At 74.0% G+C, this 23,078-nt stretch carries 21 protein-coding genes; 9 read left to right on the top strand and 12 right to left on the bottom strand.

The annotated features are described in order from the left end of the window. Window positions 1–6: 6 nt before the first annotated feature. A complete protein-coding gene (locus ACPXCB_RS08075; protein ID WP_425873607.1) occupies window positions 7–1,677 on the bottom strand; it encodes an AAA family ATPase in 1,671 nt (556 codons plus the stop codon). Between the two features lie 166 nt (window positions 1,678–1,843). On the opposite strand from ACPXCB_RS08075, the gene ACPXCB_RS08080 reads away from it, so the two are divergent. After that, on the top strand, window positions 1,844–2,776 hold the full coding sequence (locus tag ACPXCB_RS08080) for a ParA family protein (RefSeq protein ID WP_425873609.1): 933 nt from the start codon (window positions 1,844–1,846) through the stop codon (window positions 2,774–2,776). Then, window positions 2,773–3,312, top strand: coding sequence for a Rho termination factor N-terminal domain-containing protein (locus ACPXCB_RS08085; protein WP_425873611.1), 540 nt, complete (start codon window positions 2,773–2,775; stop codon window positions 3,310–3,312). Before ACPXCB_RS08080 ends, ACPXCB_RS08085 begins: the two co-directional genes overlap by 4 nt. A 239-nt stretch (window positions 3,313–3,551) precedes the next feature. Here ACPXCB_RS08085 and ACPXCB_RS08090 read toward each other — a convergent pair whose 3' ends face one another. After that, window positions 3,552–5,603: an endo-1,4-beta-xylanase gene (locus ACPXCB_RS08090; protein WP_425873613.1), complete on the bottom strand. Its 2,052-nt coding sequence runs from the start codon at window positions 5,601–5,603 to the stop codon at window positions 3,552–3,554. 291 nt (window positions 5,604–5,894) lie between these two features. On the opposite strand from ACPXCB_RS08090, the gene ACPXCB_RS08095 reads away from it, so the two are divergent. Further along, window positions 5,895–6,434 (top strand): DUF1697 domain-containing protein, encoded by a 540-nt coding sequence (locus ACPXCB_RS08095; protein WP_425873615.1) that lies wholly within the window; start codon window positions 5,895–5,897, stop codon window positions 6,432–6,434. Window positions 6,435–6,513: 79 nt separating this feature from the next. Here the strand turns inward: ACPXCB_RS08095 and ACPXCB_RS08100 are convergent, their stop codons facing one another. Further along, complete coding sequence (locus tag ACPXCB_RS08100) at window positions 6,514–7,491, bottom strand: MBL fold metallo-hydrolase (RefSeq protein WP_425873617.1); 978 nt, start codon at window positions 7,489–7,491, stop codon at window positions 6,514–6,516. A 154-nt stretch (window positions 7,492–7,645) separates the two neighbouring features. Beyond that, entirely contained in the window at window positions 7,646–8,560 is a 915-nt protein-coding gene (locus ACPXCB_RS08105) for a serine hydrolase (protein ID WP_425873619.1), read from the bottom strand. A 237-nt stretch (window positions 8,561–8,797) separates the two neighbouring features. Between ACPXCB_RS08105 and ACPXCB_RS08110 the strand changes: the two genes are divergently transcribed. The 4 genes from ACPXCB_RS08110 to ACPXCB_RS08125 all read left to right on the top strand — a co-directional run bounded on the left by ACPXCB_RS08110 (window position 8,798) and on the right by ACPXCB_RS08125 (window position 12,389). After that, window positions 8,798–9,754 (top strand): LysR family transcriptional regulator, encoded by a 957-nt coding sequence (locus tag ACPXCB_RS08110; protein ID WP_425873621.1) that lies wholly within the window; start codon window positions 8,798–8,800, stop codon window positions 9,752–9,754. A 192-nt stretch (window positions 9,755–9,946) separates the two neighbouring features. Further along, a complete protein-coding gene (locus ACPXCB_RS08115) occupies window positions 9,947–10,501 on the top strand; it encodes an NADPH-dependent FMN reductase (RefSeq protein ID WP_425873623.1) in 555 nt (184 codons plus the stop codon). 29 nt (window positions 10,502–10,530) lie between these two features. Further along, window positions 10,531–11,541: an ATP-binding cassette domain-containing protein gene (locus ACPXCB_RS08120; protein ID WP_425873625.1), complete on the top strand. Its 1,011-nt coding sequence runs from the start codon at window positions 10,531–10,533 to the stop codon at window positions 11,539–11,541. Continuing rightward, window positions 11,538–12,389, top strand: a complete 852-nt coding sequence (locus ACPXCB_RS08125) for an ABC transporter permease (RefSeq protein ID WP_425873627.1) — start codon at window positions 11,538–11,540, stop codon at window positions 12,387–12,389. Before ACPXCB_RS08120 ends, ACPXCB_RS08125 begins: the two co-directional genes overlap by 4 nt. 79 nt (window positions 12,390–12,468) lie before the next feature. Here ACPXCB_RS08125 and ACPXCB_RS08130 read toward each other — a convergent pair whose 3' ends face one another. The 6 genes from ACPXCB_RS08130 to ACPXCB_RS08155 form a co-directional block, all read right to left on the bottom strand. Further along, window positions 12,469–13,779 (bottom strand): hypothetical protein, encoded by a 1,311-nt coding sequence (locus ACPXCB_RS08130; RefSeq protein ID WP_425873629.1) that lies wholly within the window; start codon window positions 13,777–13,779, stop codon window positions 12,469–12,471. Further along, window positions 13,776–14,300, bottom strand: a complete 525-nt coding sequence (locus tag ACPXCB_RS08135) for a SigE family RNA polymerase sigma factor (RefSeq protein WP_425873631.1) — start codon at window positions 14,298–14,300, stop codon at window positions 13,776–13,778. The genes ACPXCB_RS08130 and ACPXCB_RS08135 overlap by 4 nt, the downstream gene beginning before the upstream one ends. 106 nt (window positions 14,301–14,406) lie before the next feature. Beyond that, entirely contained in the window at window positions 14,407–17,802 is a 3,396-nt protein-coding gene (locus tag ACPXCB_RS08140) for an ATP-binding protein (RefSeq protein WP_425873633.1), read from the bottom strand. Window positions 17,803–17,930: 128 nt separating this feature from the next. Then, window positions 17,931–18,332, bottom strand: coding sequence for a hypothetical protein (locus tag ACPXCB_RS08145; protein ID WP_225852145.1), 402 nt, complete (start codon window positions 18,330–18,332; stop codon window positions 17,931–17,933). Next, window positions 18,329–18,589, bottom strand: coding sequence for a hypothetical protein (locus ACPXCB_RS08150; protein ID WP_425873635.1), 261 nt, complete (start codon window positions 18,587–18,589; stop codon window positions 18,329–18,331). Before ACPXCB_RS08150 ends, ACPXCB_RS08145 begins: the two co-directional genes overlap by 4 nt. Window positions 18,590–18,605: 16 nt before the next feature. Next, a complete protein-coding gene (locus tag ACPXCB_RS08155) occupies window positions 18,606–19,292 on the bottom strand; it encodes a hypothetical protein (protein WP_425873637.1) in 687 nt (228 codons plus the stop codon). Window positions 19,293–19,494: 202 nt separating this feature from the next. On the opposite strand from ACPXCB_RS08155, the gene ACPXCB_RS08160 reads away from it, so the two are divergent. Then, on the top strand, window positions 19,495–19,767 hold the full coding sequence (locus tag ACPXCB_RS08160; protein ID WP_425873638.1) for a hypothetical protein: 273 nt from the start codon (window positions 19,495–19,497) through the stop codon (window positions 19,765–19,767). After that, window positions 19,665–20,393: a cellulose binding domain-containing protein gene (locus tag ACPXCB_RS08165; RefSeq protein WP_425873640.1), complete on the top strand. Its 729-nt coding sequence runs from the start codon at window positions 19,665–19,667 to the stop codon at window positions 20,391–20,393. The genes ACPXCB_RS08160 and ACPXCB_RS08165 overlap by 103 nt, the downstream gene beginning before the upstream one ends. A gap of 60 nt (window positions 20,394–20,453) precedes the next feature. On the opposite strand, the gene ACPXCB_RS08170 is transcribed toward ACPXCB_RS08165, so the two are convergent. Together ACPXCB_RS08170 and ACPXCB_RS08175 are read right to left on the bottom strand one after the other, a co-directional pair. Beyond that, window positions 20,454–21,359, bottom strand: a complete 906-nt coding sequence (locus tag ACPXCB_RS08170; protein WP_425873641.1) for a hypothetical protein — start codon at window positions 21,357–21,359, stop codon at window positions 20,454–20,456. A 233-nt stretch (window positions 21,360–21,592) separates the two neighbouring features. Beyond that, window positions 21,593–22,969 (bottom strand): M23 family metallopeptidase, encoded by a 1,377-nt coding sequence (locus tag ACPXCB_RS08175; RefSeq protein ID WP_425873643.1) that lies wholly within the window; start codon window positions 22,967–22,969, stop codon window positions 21,593–21,595. Window positions 22,970–23,078 lie beyond the last annotated feature (109 nt).

The raw sequence follows: 23,078 nt of genomic DNA on the forward strand, positions 1-23,078 counted from the left end.
CACAGACTAGAACTCGACCGCTCGCCCGCCCTGCCCCCGTTGCTCTCCCGGACCGCCGGGGCGGGGGCCGCCCGGGCCGACGGGACGACCGCCGAGGTCCCAGTCCTCGGCGGCGGTGGCGGCGACGGCGCGGGCGTCGGCCCAGGAGCGTACGGCGTCGATGCGTTCCGCCTGGGTGACGCTGAGCGGCACCATGCTGACCAGGGCCCGGACCAGGTCGTCGCGGCGCAGCGGACGCCGTTCGGCGAAGGCGTCGAAGAGCCCGCCGACGACGGCCTGCTCGATCTCGGCCCCCGAGTAGCCCTCGCTGAGCCCGGCCAGCTCGCCGAGCAGGGCGTCGTCGGGCGTCAGGGCGCCGGCGACGGCCGGGTTGCGCAGCCGCCGGGCGAGGTGGACCCGCCAGATCGACGCGCGCTCCGCGCGGGTCGGCAGGTCGACGAAGAAGATCTCGTCGAAGCGCCCCTTGCGGAGCAGTTCCGGGGGCAGCCGTTCGAAGTCGTTGGCGGTCGCGATGACGAAGACGGGCCGGGACTTCTCCTGCATCCAGGTCAGGAAGGAGCCGAAGACCCGGGCGGAGGTGCCGGAGTCGTTGGCCCCGCCGACGAAGCCCTTCTCGATCTCGTCGACCCACAGCACGCAGGGCGCGGTCGCCTCGGCGGTCCGGATGGCGGTGCGCATGTTCTGCTCACTCGACCCGACGAGCCCGGCGAAGACCCGCCCGACGTCCAGCCGCAGCAGCGGCAGGCCCCAGGCCGCGGCGACCGCCTTCGCGGTCAGCGACTTGCCGCAGCCGGGCACGCCGGTGATCAGGACGCCCCGGGGCGCGGGCAGCCCGTACGCCGCCGCCTCGGCCAGCCAGGAACCGTCCCGCTTGGCCAGCCACCGTTTCAGGTTCTCCAGCCCGCCGACGTCGGCGAGGTCGACCGGGGGGTCGACGAATTCCAGCAGCCCCGACTTGCGTACGGTCTGCCGCTTCTCCTCGTGCACGACCGCGAGGTCGCTGCCGTCGAGGACACCGTCGTTGACCATGGCGCGGGCGAACGCGTTCTCCGCCTCGTGCAGGGTGAGCCCGAGGGCCGCCTTGGCGAGCCGTTCCCGGCCGAGGTCGTCCAGCGCGATCCGGATCCGGCCGCTGGCGGAGTTGGCGGCGATCATGCCGTCGAGCACCCGTCGGATCTCCGTCTCGGTGGGCAGCGGGAAGTCGACGATCGTCACGTCCTTCTCCAGCTCCACCGGGATGTGCAGCACCGGCGAGACCAGGACGAGAGTGCGCGGCACCGGGCCGGCCTTGAAGGCCGCCACCACGTCCCGCAGCCGGCGGACCACACCGGGGGTGCCCGGCCGGTCGCTGCTGCCGTGCGCCGGGTGCAGGTCCTTGAAGACCAGCACGCTGGGGTGGTCGAGGCGCAGCACGGCGCCCAGCGCGTCGTCCGGGTCGGTGGTGCCCTTGCGGGCGACGCCGTCGGGCTGCACGAGCCCCGTCGTCAGCGACCAGGTCCACACCGCCCGGGGCGTGCGGACGAGGGTGGCGTCCCGGGCGACGGCGCAGACCTCGGCGACCACCCGCTGTTCCTCGGACGACTCGACGTAGAGGACCGGGAAGCGCGCCTTGAGCATCTGCGACAGTGCGTCACGGAACGGCACCACCACCGTCGCCCCCTCCCACCCCCGACCCAAGAGCAGCGCAGACTCTAACAGCCCCGCCCACCGCCCACTCCGGCGTCGATCATGAGTTGGCGCCCACCGGTCGTCGAGGCGGACGGTGCCGGTGAAGGCGGACCGCCGGAGCGGTTGACGCGCCGGTCCGCCGGCCCGCTACCGTTCCCGGTCTGGGGAGGTGCCGGTGTACGTCGTATCAGTGATCAATTACAAGGGCGGGGTCGGCAAGACCACCGTGACCGCCAACCTCGGTGCAGAGCTGGCCAACCGCGGGATGAAGGTGCTGCTCATCGACCTCGATCCGCAGGCCAGCCTCACCTTCGGCTTCTACGACCCCGACGACTGGCGGGTCCGCCTGCGCGACGGTCGGACGGTGAAGCGCTGGTACGACGGCCTGCGCGGGGACACCCCCGCGACGACCCTGGGCGAGCTGGTCGTCTCCCCCGGCCCGGTCAACGCGCGGCTCACCGGCGCGGGCCGGCTCGACCTGATCGCGTCCCACCTCCAGCTCGTCGACATCGACCTGGCGCTGGCCCGGGCGGTCGCTGACGGCGACGAGTACGACGCCGAGCTGTTCCGGGTGCGCGGCTCCCTGGCCGAGGGGCTGCACGACGACGCGCTCGGCGGCTACGACATGGTGCTCATCGACTGCCCGCCGAACTTCAACGTGGTCACCCAGTCGGCCATCATCGCCAGCGACCACCTGCTCATCCCGGCGAAGGCCGACTACCTGTCCACGCTGGGCATCGACTACCTGCACGGCAACGTCCGGGAACTGGTCGACCAGTACAACGCCGACGCCCGCCGGTTCGCCACCACCCGCCGGCACCACAAGGTCGCCCCCGACGTGGCCGGCGTGGTGTTCACGATGATCCAGCTCATGGCGCAGCGGCCGATCGCCGCCCACCAGGGCTACATGGACCAGGTCCGGGCGCTCGGCCTGCCGGTCTTCCCCACCCCGCTGCGGGAGAACGTCACCGTGTTCGCCACGAACACCCCGCGCGGCGTGCCCGTGGTGCTCCGCGACCGGATCGCCACCCCGGCGGTCCGCGACGAGCTGCGCCAGCTCGCCACCGAGTTCCTCGACCACCTCCAGCCTGAGCGGGCCGGGGCGTGACCGACCCGACCCGCGACGTCGCCGACCTGGTGGCCGCGCTGCTCCGGGGGCTGCCCGCCGCCGACGTCGCCGCCCTGGCGGAGGGGCGGGCCCGGCTCGCGGTGGTACCGGTCGACCCGGCCCCACCCACCCCACCGCCCGCCGGAACCACCCACGCCGGGCACCCGGCCGCCGCACGCGCCGACCAACTCGGTTCCGCCGGGCACCCGCCCACCGTCCCCGCCGACCGGACCACCCACGCCGGGCACCCGGCCGCCGAATCCGCCGACCGGGGCGGGGCGCCCGCGCGCCCGGCGGCCCGGCGGGCGGCGTCCGCGCCGGACCCGGTGGCGGCCGGGGCCGCGCTGGCGGCCATGTCCCGCCGCGACGACGGTACGGCGTACCTTTCCGGCTGGACCGCCCGCGACCTGCGGGTGCTCGCCGCGAGCCTGGAGTTGCGCGGCGTCGCCGGGCTGCGGAAGGCGGACCTGGTCGCCCGCATCGTCGACCGCACCATCGGCTTCCGCCTCGCCTCCGCCGCCATCCGCCAGCTCTGACGCCGGACCGGAGCGGACGCCGTCGCCGGCATCCGCGGGGTCCCGGCCCGGCTCCGCCGCGACGTCCGGGCACCGGGCACGGCGATGGCCGGGCCTGCCCGGCCCGGCCATCGCCCACCGCTGACGCCCCGGGTACGGCCCTTCCGTCAGACGCGGTCACCGCCACCGTCGCGCTGGCATGGCGGCCGGCCACCGACCGGAGGCGGGCAGGTCGGGCGGCGGCACGACGGGCCGGTGGGTCAGCCGGTCGCGCAGGCCAGTCCGTCGAGGGTGAAGCCGACCGGGCGGTCGTTGCTCGTGGACCAACCGGCGAGGAAGCCGAACTCGACCGTCCCGCCGGCGGGCAGGGCGGAGTTCCAGGACGTGGGGGTGACCGACACGTCCGGGCCGTCCTGCCGGACCGTGCCGTTCCAGAGCTGGCTGATCCGCTGCCCGTCCGGGAACCGCCAGCGCACCGTCCAGCCGTCGTGCGCCCGCCCGCCGGTGTTGGTGATCCTCACGCTCGCCTGGAAGCCGCCCGGCCACTGGTTGGAGACGGTGTACGCCGCCCGGCAGGCGTCCGGCCCCCCGGTCGGCGAGACCGTCGGCGAAACGGTCGGGCTGACCGTCGGCGAGACCGTCGGGCTGACGGTTGGGGAAGCCGTCGGGCTGACGGTTGGGGAAACCGTCGGGCTGGCCGTCGGCGTCGGGGTCGGGTCGATCCGGGTCGGGTCGACGATGCCCCAGTACGCCGACTTGGCCTGGAGTTCCGTGTCGAACAGCAGCGGCGCGTCCTTGCGGGTCACCGGGAAGGTGTCCAGCCAGGTGTCGTCGTCCGCCAGCCCCCACAGGGTCACCGAGGTCAGCTCGTCGGCGTAGCGGCGGTAGAGGGCGAACAGGTCCCGGTACCGGTACGCCTGGGTCAGCAGCCGGTCGGCCGGCGGGGTGGGGAAGGACTCGCTGCTGTCGACGTAGATGCTGACGTCCATCTCGGTGACCTGCTGCTCCACGCCGAGCGGGACGAACGCCTGGAGCATCGCCTCGGTCTCGGCGATCGACGGCCACTGGACGTTGACGTGCATCTGGTGCCCGACGCCGTCGATCGGCACCCCTTCGGCGCGCAGCTGGCTCACCAGGTCGCGCAGCTTGTCGCGCTTGGCCGGCACGTTGGTGTTGTAGTCGTTGATGTAGAGCTTGGCCGTCGGCGCGACCTCCCGGGCCACCCGGAACGCGGTCCGCAGGTAGTCCAGCCCGCTGATCTCGTACCAGCGGCTGCGCCGCAGCCCGTCGGACTGGTTCTCGTCGATCACCTCGTTGGCGACGTCCCAGACCCCGATGGCGTCGCCATACCGGCCGACGACCGCGCGGATGTGCGCCTCCAGCCGGGACAGCAGCAGGGCCTTGTCGGCCGGGTCCGAGGTCAGCGGGGTGCCGTCGGTGTCGGTGAAGACCCAGGCCGGGGTCTGCTGGTGCCAGACGAGGGTGTGTCCACGTACCGCCAGGTTGTTGTCCGTGGCGAAGCCGACCTGCGCGTCGGCGTCGGCCCACCGGAAGGTGCCCTCGGCCGGCTGGGTGGCGTCCCACTTGAGCGCGTTGCCCGGGGTGACCGTGTCGAAGTGCCGGCGCAGCAGGGTGGCCTGGTCGCCGATGATCTGCCGGTTGCCGATCGCCGCCCCGATCGGGAAATCGGCGGCCAGCACCTCACGCAGGGCCGGGATGTCGGTCTGCACCGGCTTGGTCGGCTGGGACGCCATGGTGAAGTCGTCGATGTGCAGGTCGGCGGTGCCGCTGACGGTCTCGACGTACGCCGACAGCCCGTCCACGTCGTGCGCGAGCACGTACGTGCCACTGAGCCGGACCCAGGCGTCGGCGGTGACGGCGGTGTCGCCCACCACCTGGTCGTAGGCGGAGGTGCCGCCGGAGTCGCGTTGCACGCTGAGCCGGACCTGGCCGGGCGACTGGCCGGCGGCGAGCCGCACCCACACCGTCAGCGTGTAGCGGGTGCCCTTGACCATCTCGTCGAGCAGGTCGAGGGCGGGACCCTGCCAACTCTCGGTGCGGCCGGAGGCGAGCAGGCTGCGCGTGCCGCCGTGGGCGACGGCGGTGCTGACCGCGACGGTCTCACCGCCCCGGGAGCGGAAGCCCTGGGTGGTGCCGTCCTCGAAGGTGGCGTCGAGCACCACGACGGGGTCGGCGGCGCGGGCGGGCGGGCTGGTGAGTGGAACGGCGGCGGCCACGGCGGCGGTGGCGAGGCAGGCCAGGGCCAGCAGCCCCGGCAGAAGGCGGTGACGGCGCGTCCAGGGAGCGCGCATGGCGGTGTCCTTCCGGTACGGATGGATGCGCGCGGACCGCTGGGCGAGGTTCTCGCGGAGGCGGTCGCACGCCGGTCGACCGGCATGAGCCCGCATGCCGGTGTCCGTGGTCCCGCTCCGCTCGCGGCACCCGTTGCCGGGCGCCGCTGTCGAGAACCGATGGTACGGATCACGGACCCGGCACTCCAGCACGGTGTGGCGAGCGGCGGGCCCCGACCCGGCGCCGACGGCCGCGACCCGACGTCGACCCACGCCCTAGGCTGGCCCGTACCGGCGGGTCGAGGAGGTCGTGTGGACAGGTGGGTCGCGTTGCTGCGCGGGGTCAACGTCGGCGGTGCGAAGGTCGCCATGGCCGACCTGCGCCGGCTGGTCACCGGCCTCGGCCATCAGGACGTGCAGACGTACCTGCAGAGCGGGAACGTGGTCTTCGGGAGCACGGTGCGCGACGCCGACGCGCTGGCGCGGGGCATCGAGCGGGCCATCGCCGACGAGTTGGGGCTGACGGTGCCGGTGCTGGTGCGCAGCGGCCGGGAACTGGCGGCGGTGGCCGGCGGCAACCCGTACGCCGGGCGGGAGGACGACCCCACGCGGCTGATGGTGGTCTTCCTCGCGACCGCGCCCGACCCGGCCGCCGTGGCCGCCCTGACCGTGCCCGGCGGCGAGAACGTCGCGTTCACGGTCACCGGTCGCGAGGTCTACCTGCACCATCCCGACGGCGGCTACGGCCGGTCGAAGTTCACCAACAACCACCTGGAGAAGAAGCTCGGCGTGGTGGCGACCACCCGCAACTGGCGCTCGGTGCGGGCACTGGCCGACATGTCGGCGAGCTGAGCCCTCGCCGCCGGTCCAGCAGCCGACCTGGACGCGACGACGGGCCGGGGGCTGCTGCCCGCGGCCCGTCGTGCGTTCCTCAGAAGTGGTACGCGGTGTGATACTCCGGCACGATCACCCGGCTGCGCGGGGAGACCCGGCGGATGGCGGCGAGGAACGCGTCCAGCCGCTCGCGGTCCGTCGGTGCCATAGGCACGGGGTTGCGCAGCTCGGTCTCGAAGTTGTCGAAGTGCACCGGCACCACGACCTTCGGCCGGTCGAGCGCGTCGAGCAGCCGCTCCGCGTAGTCGGCGGTGACCGTGGTGCTCGGCAGCGCCAGCATGGCCACGTCGGGGGCCAGCCCGGTCAGGTTCCGCTCGGCGAAGTCGCTCGCGCCCATGAAGAAGACCGACGGACCGCCGGGCACCCGCAGCTGGTACGCGAGGGTGTCGCCCTCGGGCAGGTCGGCGATGGTCTCCGGCTTCGCCGGCTGGCTGACCCGTACGCCCGGAAAGGCCATCGAGTACGACTTGTTGCGGCTGTGCAGGGAGCTGACCACCTCCACGGTGTACGCGCCGAAGTCCAGCACCTCCCCGCCCCGCACCGGGCTGAGCTGCCCCGACGGCAGCCCGTACGCCAGCCCGAGGTGGTAGGCGGTCAGCGTGCCGAAGACCCGGGCGCCGGTGCGGCCGGCGATGTACGGCACGTCCATGTAGTGGTCCCAGTGGGTGTGCGTGACGAGCACCGTCTCGGCCCGGTCCACCAGGGAGTCCACGACGTCGGTGCGGACCTCCAGCTTCTTGGTCTGGTCGAAGGCGCCCCTGAACAGCCCCGTGTCGATCCGGCTGAGGAAGGGGTCGACCAGGACGGTCCGGTCGCCGACGTCGATGCGCCAGGCGGACGTACCCCACCAGCGGAAGCTGACCGGGCCGCTGCGGCGGCCGGCCGGGGCGGCGGCGACCGGCGGCGCGGCGTGCGCCGGGCCGGTGAGTGCGGTGCCGGCGAGCCCGCCGGCGGTGACCAGCGCGGTGCTGGCGGCGGCGTCGCGGAGGAAGCGGCGGCGGTCGATGTCGGGCATGCGGAACTCTCCCCGTCGTGGTGCTGATCGGTCGGTGCCGAGCCAATCAGCTCGGCCCGGGCCCGGTCCAAGATCGTCGGCCGACACGATCGATATCCGCCGGCATATCGGGCCAGCTCAGCCGGGTCGACGGCAGCACCTCGCGGCCGGAAGATCAGCCGGCACGCAGGGCCTCGACGGCCGTCCGGGCCGCCTCCCCCATCGCCAGGTCCACGTCGATGCGGCGGGTGGCGAGCTGCGTGGCGCGGACGAAGACGGCGACGGCGTACCGCCCGCCGTCGGGGTACTCGGCCACGCCCGCCTCCAGGTACAGGCCCGGCAGGGTGCCGGTCTTGCCGGTCACCCGCACGCCCGGCGGGAAACCGGCGGCCAGCCGGGTCCAGAAGAGTTGCCGGGCCATCCAGCCCCGGACCATCGCGCACGCCTCGGGCGGGCCGGCCTCGTCGCGCCAGATCAGGCCGAGCAGCCGGGTGATCTCCCGGGCGGTGCTCGACGTGGTGTGCGCGGGATCGAACATCCGCATCGCGCGGACCCGCTCGGGCGGCAGGGTGGGGAAGATCCGGGCGAAGTCCGCCTCCGTACGCGCGCCGACGTCGGCGAGCATCGTCTCGACCAGCTGCCGGGGGCCGCCGACGATCCGGGTACGCGGCAGCCCCAGCTCGGCGGCGAGCATCGGCAGCACGTCCGCCCCGACCCGGCACAGCAGCAGGTCGGCGGCGGTGTTGTCGCTGACCGACATGGCGAAGTAGGCCAGGTCCCGCAGCGACACCTCGGCGTCGTCGGCGCAGCCGGCGATCCCCCACCCGCCGAGCCGGTCGTCGGCGGTGACGAGGACCCGTTCCCGGGGGTCGAGCTGGCCGGCGACGACCTGCCGGGCGAACTCCAGCACCAGCAGCACCTTGAAGATCGAGGCGATCACCACCTGCTCGTCCGCCCGGACCGCCACCTCCCGCCGGCCGTCGAGCTCACCCGTACCGGCACCGCCGTCGACCGCGTCGAGGTCGACGACGTGCAGGCAGCCGGTGACCCCGGCCCGCTCGAAGATCTCCACGATCCGCTCCGCCACCACACTGCGCACGGTAGCCGCTGCCCCGCCCCCGCCCGCCGGACGCCCGCCGGCGCTCGGCGCTCGGCGCTCGGCGCCAGATCTTGGTAGCAAAGTGCCCCCCGAGGGGCGCTTCGGTACCAAGATCTCGCCGCGTCCACGTCCACGTCCACGTCCGCGGTCGCGGTTGCGGTTGCGGTTGCGGTTGCGGACGTGTTCGCGGTTGCGGACGCGGGCGGGCGCTGGCGTAGGGTCCCGGCCGTGGACCTGCTCCGGCACCTGCGGCACTTCGTGGTGGTCGCCGACGAGTTGCACTTCGGGCGGGCGGCCGAGCGGCTCGGCATGGCCCAGCCGCCGCTGAGCCAGTCGGTGCAGCGCCTGGAGCGGGAGCTGGCGGTCGAGCTGTTCGACCGGTCCCGGCGGCAGGTGCGGCTGACCACCGCCGGCCAGTTGCTCCTCGGCGAGGCCGAGGAACTGCTGGCCGGGGAGGGCCGGCTGCGCAACCTGATGCGGCAGGTGCGCGACGGCGTGTCGGGGGTACTCCGGGCGGGGGTGCCGCCGGAGACACCCGCCGTGACCCTGCGCGAGCTGCTCGACCGGCTGGCCGAGCGCGCCCCCGGGCTCGACGTGGACCTGCACGAGCTGACCAGCGGCGAGCAGGAGCGGATGCTCAGCGAGGGACGGCTGGACGTCGGCCTGCTGCACCATCCCGTCACCGACGACGGGCTGCGCCTCGGCGCCGCCGTCGACGTACCGCTGGGGGTGCTGTTGCCGCGCGCCTCGGCGCTGGCCCGGGGACGGGAGGTCGAGCTGGCGGCGCTGGCCGGACTGGACCTGGTGACCGCGCCCCGGGCCACCGCGCCCGGCTGGCACGACCACCTGCTGGAGGTCTGCCGCCGGCACGGGTTCACGCCGGGGCGGGTCCGCCCGGCGCGGAACCCGGAGTTCCTCTTCGGGTTGGTGCTGGCGGGCGGCGGGGTCGCCGTCGAGCCGGCGGCGACGGCGCGCCGGGAGCCCCGGATCGCCTGGCGGCCGGTGGCCGGGTCGCCGCTGGTCCGGCGCACCTCGGCGGCCTGGCCGCGCCGGGCCGCGCACCCGGCCGCGCCGATGTTCGGGCAGCTCGCGGCGGAGGTGCTGGCCGACGGGTCGGAGCCTCCGCCACCGCCGCCCGGGCCGGCGCCCCGCCCCTGGCCGGTGCTCTTCGACGAGCCGGCCTGATCACCGGTTGGAAGGCCCCCGATCAGGGGTACGCCACGGCCCGATCCGCACGTCGGTCATGAGCCGCCCCTTCCCCTGACGCCCGTGGCAGCGCACCCGCCGCCGGCATCGCGCCCCGCCAGTTCCGATCTGGCGGGGTGCTGGCCGCCGTCTCGCGCCCGACGGGTGGAACCGGAGCCGGGAGGGGGAGCCATGACGCCACTGCGCCTCGCCGTGATCATCGGCAGCACCCGGGAGGGGCGGGCGGGCGACCGGATCGGCCGCTGGTTCGTCGACCGGGCACGGCGACGCGACGAGTTGGCGGTGACGGTCGTCGACCTCGCCGACCACGATTTCCCCGCGAGCTGCCCGGCTGAGCCGACTCCCGCGGTCGGGTCGTTCGTCGCGCAGGTCGCGCGGGCGGAGGCGTTCGTCGTGGTCGCCCCCGAGTACAACCACAGCTTTCCGGGCTCGTTGAAACAGGCGATCGACCACGCGTACGACGAGTGGCAGGCCAAACCGGTCGGCTTCGTGTCGTACGGGTGCGGTTCCATCGGCCTGCACGCGGTCGAGCAGCTCCGGACGGTCTTCACCGCACTGCACGCGGTCACGATGCGCGACGTCGTCGGTGTCGACCTGCTCGACGGCGCGCCGTCACCCCCGACGGCCGACCGGTGCGAGCGGGCGGCCGACGTCCTGCTCGACCAGCTCCACTGGTGGGGCCTGGCCCTGCGCGAGGGCCGCGCCGCGCGCCCGTACGTCTCCTGAACGTGTGACACCTGAGGAAGGTAGGGAGCATGACACGCACCACCGGCCTGGCCATCGAGGCCGAGGGCCTGACCCGGTCGTTCGGGGACACCCGGGCGCTCGCCGGCATGGATCTCCAGGTCCCCGCCGGCACCGTCTACGGGCTGCTCGGCCCGAACGGCGCCGGCAAGACCACGGCGGTACGGGTGCTGGCGACGCTGCTGCGCCCCGACGGCGGACGGGCCCGCGTCTTCGGGCACGACGTCGTCACCGAGGCCAACACCGTGCGCGCCCGGATGAGCCTGACCGGCCAGTACGCCTCCGTGGACGAGGACCTGACGGGGCTGGAGAACCTGATGCTCCTCGCCCGCCTGCTCGGGCACCGCAAGCCGGCCGCCCGGGAACGGGCGGAGGGCATGCTCGCCGCGTTCGGCCTGACCGACGCGGCCGACCGGCAGGTCAAGAAGTACTCGGGCGGCATGCGGCGGCGCATCGACATCGCGGCGAGCATCCTCAACACCCCCGACCTGCTGTTCCTCGACGAGCCGACGACGGGGCTGGACCCGCGCAGCCGCAACCAGGTGTGGGAGATCGTCCGGGCCGTCGTGGCACACGGCACGACGGTGCTGCTGACCACGCAGTACCTGGACGAGGCCGACCAGCTCGCCGGCCGCATCGCGGTGGTGGACCACGGCCGGGTGATCGCGGAGGGCACCCCGGGCGAGCTGAAGTCCTCGGTCGGCTCCGGCACCGTCCACCTGCGGCTGCGCGACCCCGGGCGGCGGCCGGAGGCGGAGAAGCTGCTCCAGGCGGCCCTCGGCGTGCCGGTGCAGCTCGCACCCGATCCGGTCGCGCTGACCGCGCGGGTCGGCGGCGACGGCAGCGACCTCGACGCCAACGAGCAGGCGGCCCGCGCGCTCGGGGACCTGGCCCGCGCCGGCATCGTCGTCGACGACTTCTCCCTCGGTCAGCCGAGCCTGGACGAGGTCTTCCTGGCCCTGACCGATCACCCCGCCGTCGCGGCCGACGAGCGGGACGACCAGCTGGAGGCAGCCCGATGACCAACGCCACCACGACCGGGCGGGCCCCGTCCGTCTACGTACCCTCGACGGAGGCGCTCGCCACCGTCCTCGCGCCCGGCGCGCGACCGCCCAGGCCCGGCGCGCTGTCGGCGTCGCTCACGTTCGGCTGGCGCGCGCTGCTGAAGATCAAGCACGTGCCGGAGCAGCTCTTCGACGTGACGGCGTTCCCGATCATCATGGTGCTGATGTTCACGTACCTGTTCGGTGGTGCCCTCGCCGACAGCCCGCGCGACTACCTCCAGTTCTTCCTGCCCGGAATCATGGTGACGAGCGTCGTGATGATCACCATGTACACCGGCGTCGGGTTGAACACCGACATCGAGAAGGGCGTCTTCGACCGGTTCCGGACGCTGTCGGTCTGGCGGCCCGCCCCGCTGGTCGGCATGATCTTCGGCGACGTGCTGCGGTACGTGCTGGCGGCCGTGGTCATCCTCGGCGTCGGGCTGGTGCTCGGGTTCCGGCCCGACGGCGGGCTGCCCGGCGTGCTGGCCGGGATCGGCCTGCTGGTGGTCTTCTCGTTCGCGTTCTCCTGGGTCTGGACGTTCTTCGGGCTCGTCCTGCGCAGCGAGAAGTCCGTGATGGGGGCGAGCATGATGGTGCTGTTCCCGCTGACCTTCCTCAGCAACGTCTTCGTCGAGCCCGCGACGATGCCCGGCTGGCTCCAGGCGTTCGTCAAGGTCAACCCGATCACGCAGCTGGTGGCCTCGGTACGCGCCGTCATGTCGGGAACCTCGGACGCGTCGGCGATCATGTGGACGCTGCTGTGGACCGCCGGCTTCCTGGTGGTCTTCGGCACGCTGACCATGTACCGCTACAACCGCCGCTGATCCTGCCGACGACGGGCACCGCCACGCAGGACGGGCACCGCCACGCAGGTGGTGGTGCCCGTCGTCGTGCGGCGGCCGGCTAGGAGTCGACCCGGACGGTGCTGGCCGTGCCGCCGGCAGCGGTGACGCGTACCTCGGTGGCGTCGGCGGGTAGCAGCGCCGCGCCGCGCCCGGCGTCGTGCCACTCCCCCGCACCGACCCGGTAGCTCAGCGCCGCGCCCTCGGCGGCGACGAGGACACCCTGCCCGTCGGGCAGCCGCAGCCGCACCGGCAGCGGCGCGGTCCAGTCGATGAATCCGCTGGCCACCGGTTGGAAGGGCGCGCCGCGGTGGGCGAGCAGGGCGATCGCGCGGGTGGGATCGTCGTCGTACTGGTGGCTCTCGAGCAGCAGCTGCCGGCCGTCGGGGGTCGCCCCGTAGACGACCAGGTGGGGAGATTCCCCTGCCCGGTGCGTGCCGCCGGGATCGACGTAGGCGGCGAGCGCTTCCGTCTCGTAGACGTCCCTGCCGACCTGCGCGGCGGGGCTGTCGCCCCACACCCGTTCCGCGTCGGGCAGCGTGTAGGTGACCGACCGCGGCTGCGGACTGGCCTTCCGGTCGGCGAAGAGGACGTCGGTCGCGTTGGCGATGTGGACGGCGGTCGTCGCGCTGACCGGCCTCCGGACCAGGGCGACGGTCACCCTTCCGCGCTGCGGCGGCACCGACAGCACGGCGGCCCCGTCCCGGAACTCCACCCGCTGGAAGGTGCGCTCGATCCGGCCGTCGGCCGCGTACCGGAGCGTCGGCGAGAACTCGACCGGCTGTCCGGTGTCGAGCACGACCAGCACGTCGCGTCGCGATCCGAGCAGCACGGCCACCGAACTGCCGTAGGTGCCGGCATCGGTCACGGTCTCCCGCGTCATGACCCGTGGCCCGCCGGCGGTGGGCTCGACGAACGCGGCATAGCCGATCATCCGCTCGCCGGCCGGCTTCCACACCTCGCCGGTGGCGGTGGTCCGCTGCGCGACGTAGGCGGCGGGCCCGGCCGGCGTGTTCCCCGCCCAGACCACGTGCGGATCGCCTTCGACATCGGAGCCGGTGTCCCTGGTTCCGTCCCGCCACGCCTGCCGGACCTGTCGCAGATACCTGTTGTCGCCGGCCAGATCGCCGCGGGTGGGTCCGTCGAACAGCGGCGAGGCGACCTCCACCGCGGCCCCGCCGTCCGCGAGGTGGAGCGCACCGCCGACAGGTACCGCCACCACGGCCGCGCACACGGCGGCCAGGACGGCGCGACGTCGCCGCAACCGGCGACGCCCACCCCGTCGTACGTCGTCGATCAGGGTCGGCGGGCCGACGAGGTCATCGGTAACCCGACGCAGGACGCCCCGCACGTCACGCTCTTGGATGGTCATCGCGCACTCCCGGTGTGGGTCGGGGCGGACAGGACGAGGCTCGACCCGGCCAGCGCCACCCGGAGGTGGGCGAGGCCCCGGGAGGCGTGGCTCTTCACGGTGCCCTCGGAGCAACGCAGCGCCCCGGCGACCTCGGCGACCGACAGGTCCTCCAGGTAGCGCAGCACGACGGCGGCGCGCTGCCGGGGCGGCAGGGTACGCAGCGCCGCGACGACCGCCTGGCGCAGCGCGATGTCGTCGGCGTGGTCCCGGGCGACCCCGTCGTTGTCGCCCAACGCCTGCTCCGGCCGCCGGGACCGCCACCGCCACCGGTTGATCGACCGGTTCACCAGGGCCCGCCGGGCGTACGCCTCCGGGGAGGTGCGCAAACGGTGCCAACGCACGTACATCTGCTCCAGTACCTCCTGGAGCAGGTCCTCGGCCGCGTGCCGGTCGCCGGTCAACAGGTAGGCCACCCGCAACAGCGCCACCGACCGGGTACGGACGAAGTCGTCGAACTCCGTGGCATGCGCCTCTCGCATCTGGCCCCTCCCGGGTCTCTCAGTCAGCAAGACACCGCGAGGGGCTGCGGGGTTTACCGGCCCGCGCCGACGACGAGCGACCGGTGCCCGGGGGCTAGTAGCACTACTAGAGGCGCCAGGGCAGTGGCTCGGGCGGGAGGTAGCGGCAGGTGCTGCCCGTGGAGACGGTGTCGCGCAGGTGGGCGGCGAGGCCCGGGTGGCGCTGGTCGAGCTTGCGCAGCGCGTCCCGGATGCGGGCGGTGACCGTCTTGCGGGCCCGCTCGGCCTCGTCGCCCAGGCGTCGGCTGCGGCCGGCCAGCCCGGCGGCGGCGCGCAGCTCGGCGAGCAGGGCGCCGCGCTCGGCGTCGAGGTCGGCCAACCTCCGCTCGTCGCCGCGTTCGGCGGCCCGGTCGATCTCGTCGTCGAGCCGTTCCAGGTGCCGCCGGTAGCGGGCCTTGGCCTCGTCGTCGAGGACCGGGTCGCCGCCCATCCGGCGGGCCGCGACGAGTTCCGGCCCGGCGGCCGGGTCGAGCAACTCCACCGCCGGGACGTCGACGCCCGGCCGGCTGAGCAGCACGTGCAGGTCGCGCAGCCCCTTCGCGTCGGGCAGGTGCACCACCACGCCGGCGTAGGCGAGCTGCCAGACCGGCCCGTCGCGGCGGAACCCGTACGCCTGGCCCGCCTGCCGCCCGACGGCGGACGGGTGCGGCCCGGCGGCGGGCGACCCGGTCCCCACCGCCTGCGGGCCGGCGGTGACGGCCCGCGCCGGAGTTGGGCCGGCGGCCGGTGCGACGGCCGACGCCGGGCGCGGACCGGCGACCGCGGCGACGACCCCCGGCCGGTAGGCGGGCGACGCCTCGGCCCCCGTCGACGGCACGCCGGCCAGGCGGCGGGCCGTCGAGTGCATGCCGAGGTCGGCGGCGTCGCGGGCGGTGGTGGCGCGCAGCGCGGCGGCGGCCGCCGCGTCGCCGGGACGGTCCCGCCCGGTCAGCGCGTCGGCAAGCGCGGCGCGGGCCAGGACCGACCATGGGCGGGCGCCCAGCCGGTCGGCGGAGTCGCGGGCGGCGGAGAAGCCGGTCACCGCGTCGTCCCAGCGTTCCTGCGCGGCGTCGACGAGGGCCAGCCAGTGGTCGACGGGGCCGCTGAGGTCGCAGCCGAACAACGCCGACATCCACTGCCCGCGGTGCGGTCGCAGCGCGTCCCGGGCCTCGGCGCAGCGCCGGGGGTCGCGACTGACGGCGGCGACCCCGGCGCGCAGCCGCAGCCACAGGGGCGACACCGGTCCCGGGTACGTCGTGCCGGCGGACTCGATGCCGGCGACCACCCGTTGGGCCGTCTCGACGTCGCCGCGCTCGGCCGCGGTGATGCCCCGGACGAGTTCCGGATGGGGGTAGCCGGTCGAGGACAGCTCGTCGAGCAGGGCGTCGACCTCGTCGGCACGGCCCTGCAGGTGCAGCCGCGACCAGCGCAGGTGGTGGCCCATGAAGGCGAAGTCGGAGTGCTCCCACTCGCTGAGTGCGGTCAGCTCGCCGACCAGTTGGTCGGCCCGGGCGAAGTCGCCACGGAAGGCCGCGATGATGGCGTCGTCCATGGTGGCGGCGGCCCGGTGCCGGGCGTCGCCCTGGCGGGCGCCGGTGACGAAGGTGGTGAGTTCGTCCTGGTAGCGGGGGTCGCCCAGCTCCAGCAGGGCGACCCAGCGCAGCGCGGTCGCCCAGCGCGTCGTCTCCCGGTCGCCACCGCGGCGCGCCACGTCCCGGATCTCGGCGGTGATCGCGGCCCGGTCGCGGGCCGAGCCCAGCCCCCAGGTGGTGTCGTGGCGGGCCCACAGGCTGAAGGTGAGCGCCTCGTCGTCGTGCCCCCGCCGGGCCAGGGACTCCGTGGCGGCGATCAGGTCGGTGACCATCGTGCCGACCGGGACGGTGCCCGCGGACCCGCCGATCAACCGCCGGTACGCCTCCCGCAGCACGTCCTCCGGATCGGCGAGCCGCCCGGGGCCGTCGGCGTGGCGGCGGTGGACGACGAGGGCGACCCGGGCCAGCACCACCGGATCGTCGGCCGCCACGGCCAGCGTGGTGGCCTCGGCGAGCAGCCGCCGGGCCTCGTCGCCCGCGCCCGAGTGGTGCAGCAGCTCTCCCAGCTCGATCATGATCTTCACGCGTCGGGTCGGGTCGTCGGCGACGTCGAGCGCCCGGCGGAAGTGGACCACCGACTCGTCCACGGCCAGCCGGCCGGCCGCGGCGCGGGCCGCGGCGACCAGCAGATCGGCGGCGCGGGACGGGTCGAGGTGGGCGCCGGCGAGGTGGGCATGCCGGGCCAGGTCGGCGGGGATCAGCCGCTCGGCGAGCGCTGGCGCGCCGTCGACGGCCCGGACGACCGCCGCGTGCCGGGAGCGTCGGTCGTCGTCGGGCAGCGCGTCGTAGAGGGTCTCCCGCACGAGGTCGTGCACGAAGGCGAACCGGCCGCCGCCACGGGACACCACGAGCCGGGCGGTCACCGCCCGGTCGAGCAGCCGGTCGGCCTGCGCCGCCGGCGTGCCCGCGCAGGCGGCGAGGACCGGACGGTGGAACTCCCGGCCCAGCACGGCGGCGGCGGTGAGTGCCTCGACGACCGTCGCCGGCAACTGGGCGAGGCGGCCCCGCACCGCCTCCCGTACGCCCGGGGGGATCGTGCCGATCCGGCCGTCGGCACGCCAGATCCGGGCGGTCTGCTCCACGAAGAACGGGTTGCCGCCGGTGCGCCGGTGCACCTCGTCGAGGAGGTCGGCGTCGGGTGCCCGGCCGGCCGCCCGGGTCATCAACGCGGCCACCTCGTCGCGGGACAGGCCGGTGAGGGTGAGCGTGGTCGCCTTCGCCACCAGCGGCATCAGCAGCCCGCGCAGCGGGTGCTCGGGGGACTCGACCTCGGCGTCACGGTAGGTGCCGATAAGCAGCAGCCGCTCGAACCAGGTGTGCTGGGCGGCGAAGCGCAGCAGCCGCATCGAGGCGGGATCGGCCCAGTGCAGGTCGTCGAGCACGACCACGACCGGCCGGCGCTGGGACACCGCGACCAGCGCGGTGGTCACCGCGTCGTGCAGCGCGAACTCCTCCTGCTCGACGCGGTCGTCACCGCTCCGACGGCCGGCCGCCTCGCCGGCTGCGCCGTCGACCGCCCCGGCGTCGCCGTCCGCCGGCTCCCCGGCGGTGCCGCCGGCCGCCTCGCCGAGCAGCGCCGCCAGGGCCGGCTCGGCCGACTCCCGGGCCAACGCCCAGTCGTCGGTCGAGCGGCGCAGACCGCGCAGCACCTGCACCCAGGGCCAGTAGCCGGGGGCGCTGCCGGAATCCCAGCAGGCGGCGCCGAGCACCAGCGCGCCTCGTCGGCGGGCCTCGCCGGCCGCCGCCGTGACCAGCGTCGTCTTGCCGATGCCGGGCTCCCCGGCGACGAGGACCAGACCGCCGTGGCTGGTGGTCATCCGGTCGATCTCGGCGCGCAGCAGACCCGCGGGATGCTCCCGCCCGATGACGTCCCCGTCGTACCGCGGATCCATGACGCCCAGACCGTAGCGGAAGGGTGGGACATCGCGAGCCCTTTACGCGCGGCGACGCCGCCGCCCGGCCTGTGTGCGCGGGTCCGCCCGGTGGGCGGTCGCCCACGAGCAGGCGGGCGGTCGGGTGCTCAGCGGGCGTCGGTGACCACGTGGGAGCAGGCGGCGCAGGCGGCCCGGCCCTGCTCCGCGTACCACCGGCAGGTCCGGCGGATCGCGCAGCGCGGCAGGTCGTCCTCCGCCGGACCGGCGACCTCCTGGAAGGACGCCGCCACCCGTTCGCCGAGGCCGCAGTGCGCGCCGGTCCAGAAGCCGCACTTCGACGTGACGCACGGGCCGGCCAGCCGGTACCGGGACTCGACCGGGGTGTCCGTGCCGGCCTGGGCGAGGGCGACCTCGGCGGGGAGCGGGGGCGTCACGTAGGCGACCCGCCCCGCCGGAGTGATCATGCCGAGGAACACCGTGGCGTTGGCCGCGGGGGTGCTCGGACACATCCGCTCCGGCGGGTCCGGCCGGTGGGCGGTGTCCGTCACCGCTGCATCCAGAAGCCGATGTCGTTGATCTTCTGGCCCAGCTCCTCGGCGAACGGGCCGTCGATGACCCACAGGCCGTACCACTCGGGGCGGAGCTTGATGTTGGCGTGCCCCACGGCGAGCGGGTTGGTCAGCCTCTTGCCGGCGGTGGAGAGGGCGTTCAGGCCCGCCTTCTGGATCTCGCTCGCGATCAGGCTCTGCTGTTCGGTGGTCAGGTCGACGCCGTCGACGACGAAACGGAATTCACTGCGTGCCATGTCCTACCTCCGATGGTCAGTACGAATCGGTCCGCAGCCCGCGCCGCAGACTCGCCCTGGTGAATGCCGCCCAGCCGGAGCGGGAGGTGGGGTCGCCCCCGTGCCCGGCCCGGCTCAGGTGCTCGCGCCAGTCGGTCGCGTCGGCGGCGCGCAGCCCCCACAGCTCCCGGCAGGCGGTGGTCGCGAACGCGACCTGTCCGGCCGAGCCGGTCCAGCCGGCGGGGCCGTCGGCCACCCGCAGCGCGCCGCCCGCCTCGACGCGTACCGACGGGAAGTGGTGGTGCAGGCTGGCGAGGGTGGCCAGGTGTGCGGCGTCCGAGCGCCCGGCGGCGAAGGCGTCCCGCGTCTCGTCGTCACGGGTGACCCGGATGGCGTGCAGCGTGAACGCGTCGCCGTCGCCGCCGACCTGACCCTCGACCTCCGTCGGGGTGCTCCAGATCCGGGGCGAGTTGGCCGACCAGAAGGCCAGCCAGGCGTCGAGGCGTTCGTGGAAGTCCGCCTGGAAGCGGGCCGGTCCGCCGGTGAGCCGGGCGGTGGCGATCCGGTCCCGGGCGACGGGACGCCGGGCCGGTCCTGCCGGGGGCGCTCCCCCGGCGGGTGGCGCGGCGTGTGCGGCGCTCGCTCCGGCGACGGTGGCCGCCGAGGCCGCGGCGGCGCCGAGCAGGATCCGGCGCCGGGAGAGTGGGGAATGGGATTCGTTCATGGTCCGCCTTTCATGGACGGCCTTTGCCACGACACGCTATCCACAGACGTAGATCAAAAGAGACGTCGATCTATCGGTGAACCGACACGAAAACCGGTGATCGACGGCGGCGGAATCCCGCGCACTGTGCACTGCGCTCCCGCCGGCCGGACGGCCACCTAACGATTGATAAGCATCCATCGACACTCGTAGCATCGTCACCATGCGTGCCCGTCGCGTCACCCTCGCCGCCGTCCTCGCCGCGCTGCTGAGCCCGTTCGCCGTCGGCGCCGCGCGGGCGGACGACACCCCGGCGCTCACCACACCCGGCAGCCCCGTCGTCGTGGTCGACGAGCCCCACCGCCTCACCCTCTCCTGGACGCCCTCCACCTGGTGGGCGAGCCGGCCGGCGAGGAACCGATCACGTACGAGGTGCGGGCGCGGCTGGGCCCGTACGCCTACCGGAGCCTCGGCAGCACCACCGCCACCACCCTGACGCTGACCAACCTGGCGCCGGGCAGCGAGTACCGGCTCGTCGTCAGCGCCTACACCCTCGGCGGCTACTCCGACCCCTCCCCCGTGACCCCGGTCCGCACGGCGTACGGGCGGGCCAAGGTCAGCTACCTCAACCTCGACTGGTCGCCGACGGACAACCAGATCCAGCACGTCCTGAAGGTCACCAACACCGGCACCGGGCCGCTCGACCTCACCACCGTGCGGGTGCGCTACCACCTGACCTTCGAGGGCGGCGACACCTCGCTGGTGCCGAACTGCGACTGGGCGGCGCTGGGCTGCGACCGGATCCGCCGCGGCGTGACGTTCTTCCCGCCGCCCCTGCCGCCCGGCGGCCCGCCGACGCCGACACCCACCCCGACGCCGACCCGGTACCCGCTGCCGGGCACACCGATCCCCGGCTGGGTGGAGTTGACCTTCACCGGGGGCGTTCTCGCCCCTGGTGCGTCGTCCGGGCCGATCCAGCTGCGCCACCACCGGCCCGGATGGACCGACATCGACGAGCGCGACGACCCGAGCTGGCGCGCCGCCACCGGCCAGTGGACCGACAACAGCCGGATCACCCTGGACGTCGACGGCGTACGCGAGTTCGGTGACACGTTCGCCTGACGGGCGCCGGCCGGTGGCGTCACCCCCGGTCGGGGCGGCACCACCGGCCGGCGCCGGTGACTACGCCGTCGCGCAGATGGCGTACGCGGTGCTGGTCCAGTTGCCGGTGAACGTGTCCTCCTCGTACGCGCCGACGGTGGCGGTGGCCGGCGCGACGGCCGGGCCGCCGTTGGGGCGGAAGTCGTCGACCACGGCCTCGCCGGTCACGCCGTTCAGCTCGTAGCCGGCCCCGGTCAGCACCTTCCCGAGCGGGCAGGCCGCGGCGACGCTGTGGAAGTCGTTCGAGTCACTGGCGCTGGTCGCCGAGACCCGCACCAGTCCCGCGACGGGGTTGGCGCAGATCGCGTACGCCGTCGCGGACCAGTTGCCGGCGAAGGCGTCGGCCTCGTACGCGCCCACGAAGACCGACGTCGGCGCGGCGGCCACGCCACCGTTCGGCCTGAAGTCGTCGACCACGCCCTCCCCGGTGACGCCGTTGAGCTCGTGGCCCGTCCCGGTCAGCACCTTGCCCACCGGGCAGGTCGCCGTGACGCTGCGGAAGTCGTTCGAGTCACTGGCGCTGGTCGCCGAGACCCGCACCAGACCGGCGACGGGGTTGGCGCAGATCGCGTACGCGGTGAGGGACCAGTTGCCCGCGAACGCCTCCGCCTCGTACGCCCCGACGGTGACGGCGGTCGGCGCGGCGGCCGGGCCGCCGTTGGGGCGCAGGTCGTCGACCACCGCCTCGCCGGTCGCCCCGTTGACCTCGTAGCCCGTCCCGGTCAGCACCTTGCCCACCGGGCAGGTCGCCGTGACGCTGCGGAAGTCGTCCGAGTTGCTGGCGCTCGTCGCGACGATCCGCACGAGGCCGGGGACGGCGGCCGAGGCGGGTGCGGCGGGGACGACCACCCCGGCCGCCACGGCGACGCCGAGGATGAGGGTGAACGCGTGGGGTCGGAGCCGGCGGGCTGCTGCCTGAGCTGACATGGAATTCTCCTGTCTGTCGCCTCGGCGGTGACCTCCCGCAGGTGTCGGGTGCGACCGTGACGAGGCGCTGCGATTGACTCGCTCACGCTATGTAGTCACGCGACCAGGCATTATCCCCAACCTGACTACGTCAAGTAGTCGACTGATCGCCCTCGCCCGGGCCGCCACGCCCGCCGGCTTTCTGGGATCGCCGGCGGGCGGGCGGCAGGCGGAACCGTGGTCCGGTCGCGCCGTCAGGCGGTGTAGAGGATCTTCACCCCGTTGAGGCTCGTCGCCGAGACGGTCGTGCCGCGGACGCCGGAGTTGAGGTTGCGCCAGCCGTTGTTGCTCGCCGCCTCGTGGACCATGCCCCCGGCCACCGTGTAGACGTGCTTGACGCCGTTGACGTCCATCGCCGCCAGCGCGTCGGGGCTGATCCCGGAGATGCCGGAGTTCAGGTTGCGCCACCCGCTGTTGCTGGCCGCCTCGTGGACCATGCCGCCGATCACGGTGTAGACGATCTTCACACCGTTGTGACTGATCGCGGCCAACGCGTTCGGGCTGACCCCCGAGATGCCGGAGTTGAGGTTGCGCCAGCCGTTGTTGCTCGCCGCCTCGTGGACCATGCCACCGGCCACCGTGTAGATGATCTTCACGCCGTTGAAGTTGATCGCGGCCAAGGCGTTCGAGCTGACCCCCGAGATGCCGGTGTTCAGGTTGCGCCAGCCGTTGTTGCTCGCCGCCTCGTGGACCATGCCCCCGATCACGGTGTAGATGTACTTGACGCCGTCGACGTGGATCACGGCGAGCGCGTTGTTGCTGACCCCCGAGATGCCGGTCCACAGGTTGCGCCAGCCGGTGTCGCTGGCCGCCTCGTACACCCGGCCGTCATTGACCGTGTAGAGCAGCTTGTTGGTGCCCATGACCATCGACGCGGTGGTCGAGCCGGTGATGCTGTTGACCGGCAGCATCTGCCAGCCGCTGTGGCTGCCGGACTCGTACACCTGGCGGTTGGAGCTGACCTGCCCGCAGTTCTGGCTGGTCATGTTCCGGGCCGACGAGACGGGGCCGGAGACGTAGAGCGGCCCCGTGTTCGGGCTGCCGTCGGAGGTGATGCCGGAGGGCACGCCGTTGAAGTACGCCTCGGTCTTGACGCCGTCGCGCGTCAGCTCGTAGTGCAGGTGCGGGCCGGTCGAGTTCCCGGTGCTGCCGACCCGGCCGATCTGCTGGCCGGTCGACACCCACTGCCCGGCGCGGACCGGCGGGGACTCGATCATGTGCGCGTAGCTGGTCCTCCAGCCGCCGCCGTGGTCGATCACCACGTACCAGCCGCCGCCGCTGGTCCAGCCGGCGAACGTGACGGTGCCGGCGTACGAGGCGAGGATCGGCCGGCCGTTGCTGGCCCCGCCGGTGAAGGTCATGTCGATGTCGTAGTCGTCATGCCCGTAGTAGGTGGCCATCCGCCAGGTCTCGCCGCAGGGGAACGGCATCTGGAAGTTCGGCCGTGGGCCCGCGGCCTGGACCGGTGCGGCCACGACAGCGATGGCGCCCACCATGGCGAGCAGCACGGCGCCGACGCCGGCGAGTGCCAGGCGGGCCGAGGTGAGGACGCGGGCGAGTAGACCCGTCATAGGGAATTTCCCTCCGGAGCCGGATTTGATGTTGATGGATGTTAGGGCAGCCATCACCATCCGGCGAGAGGGGGCGGACGGTTCCGTTCGGCGGGCGGAAGCGGCCGGC

This window comes from Micromonospora sp. DT62 (genome assembly GCF_049847285.1).
Taxonomy (GTDB): Bacteria; Actinomycetota; Actinomycetes; order Mycobacteriales; family Micromonosporaceae; genus Micromonospora; species Micromonospora reichwaldensis.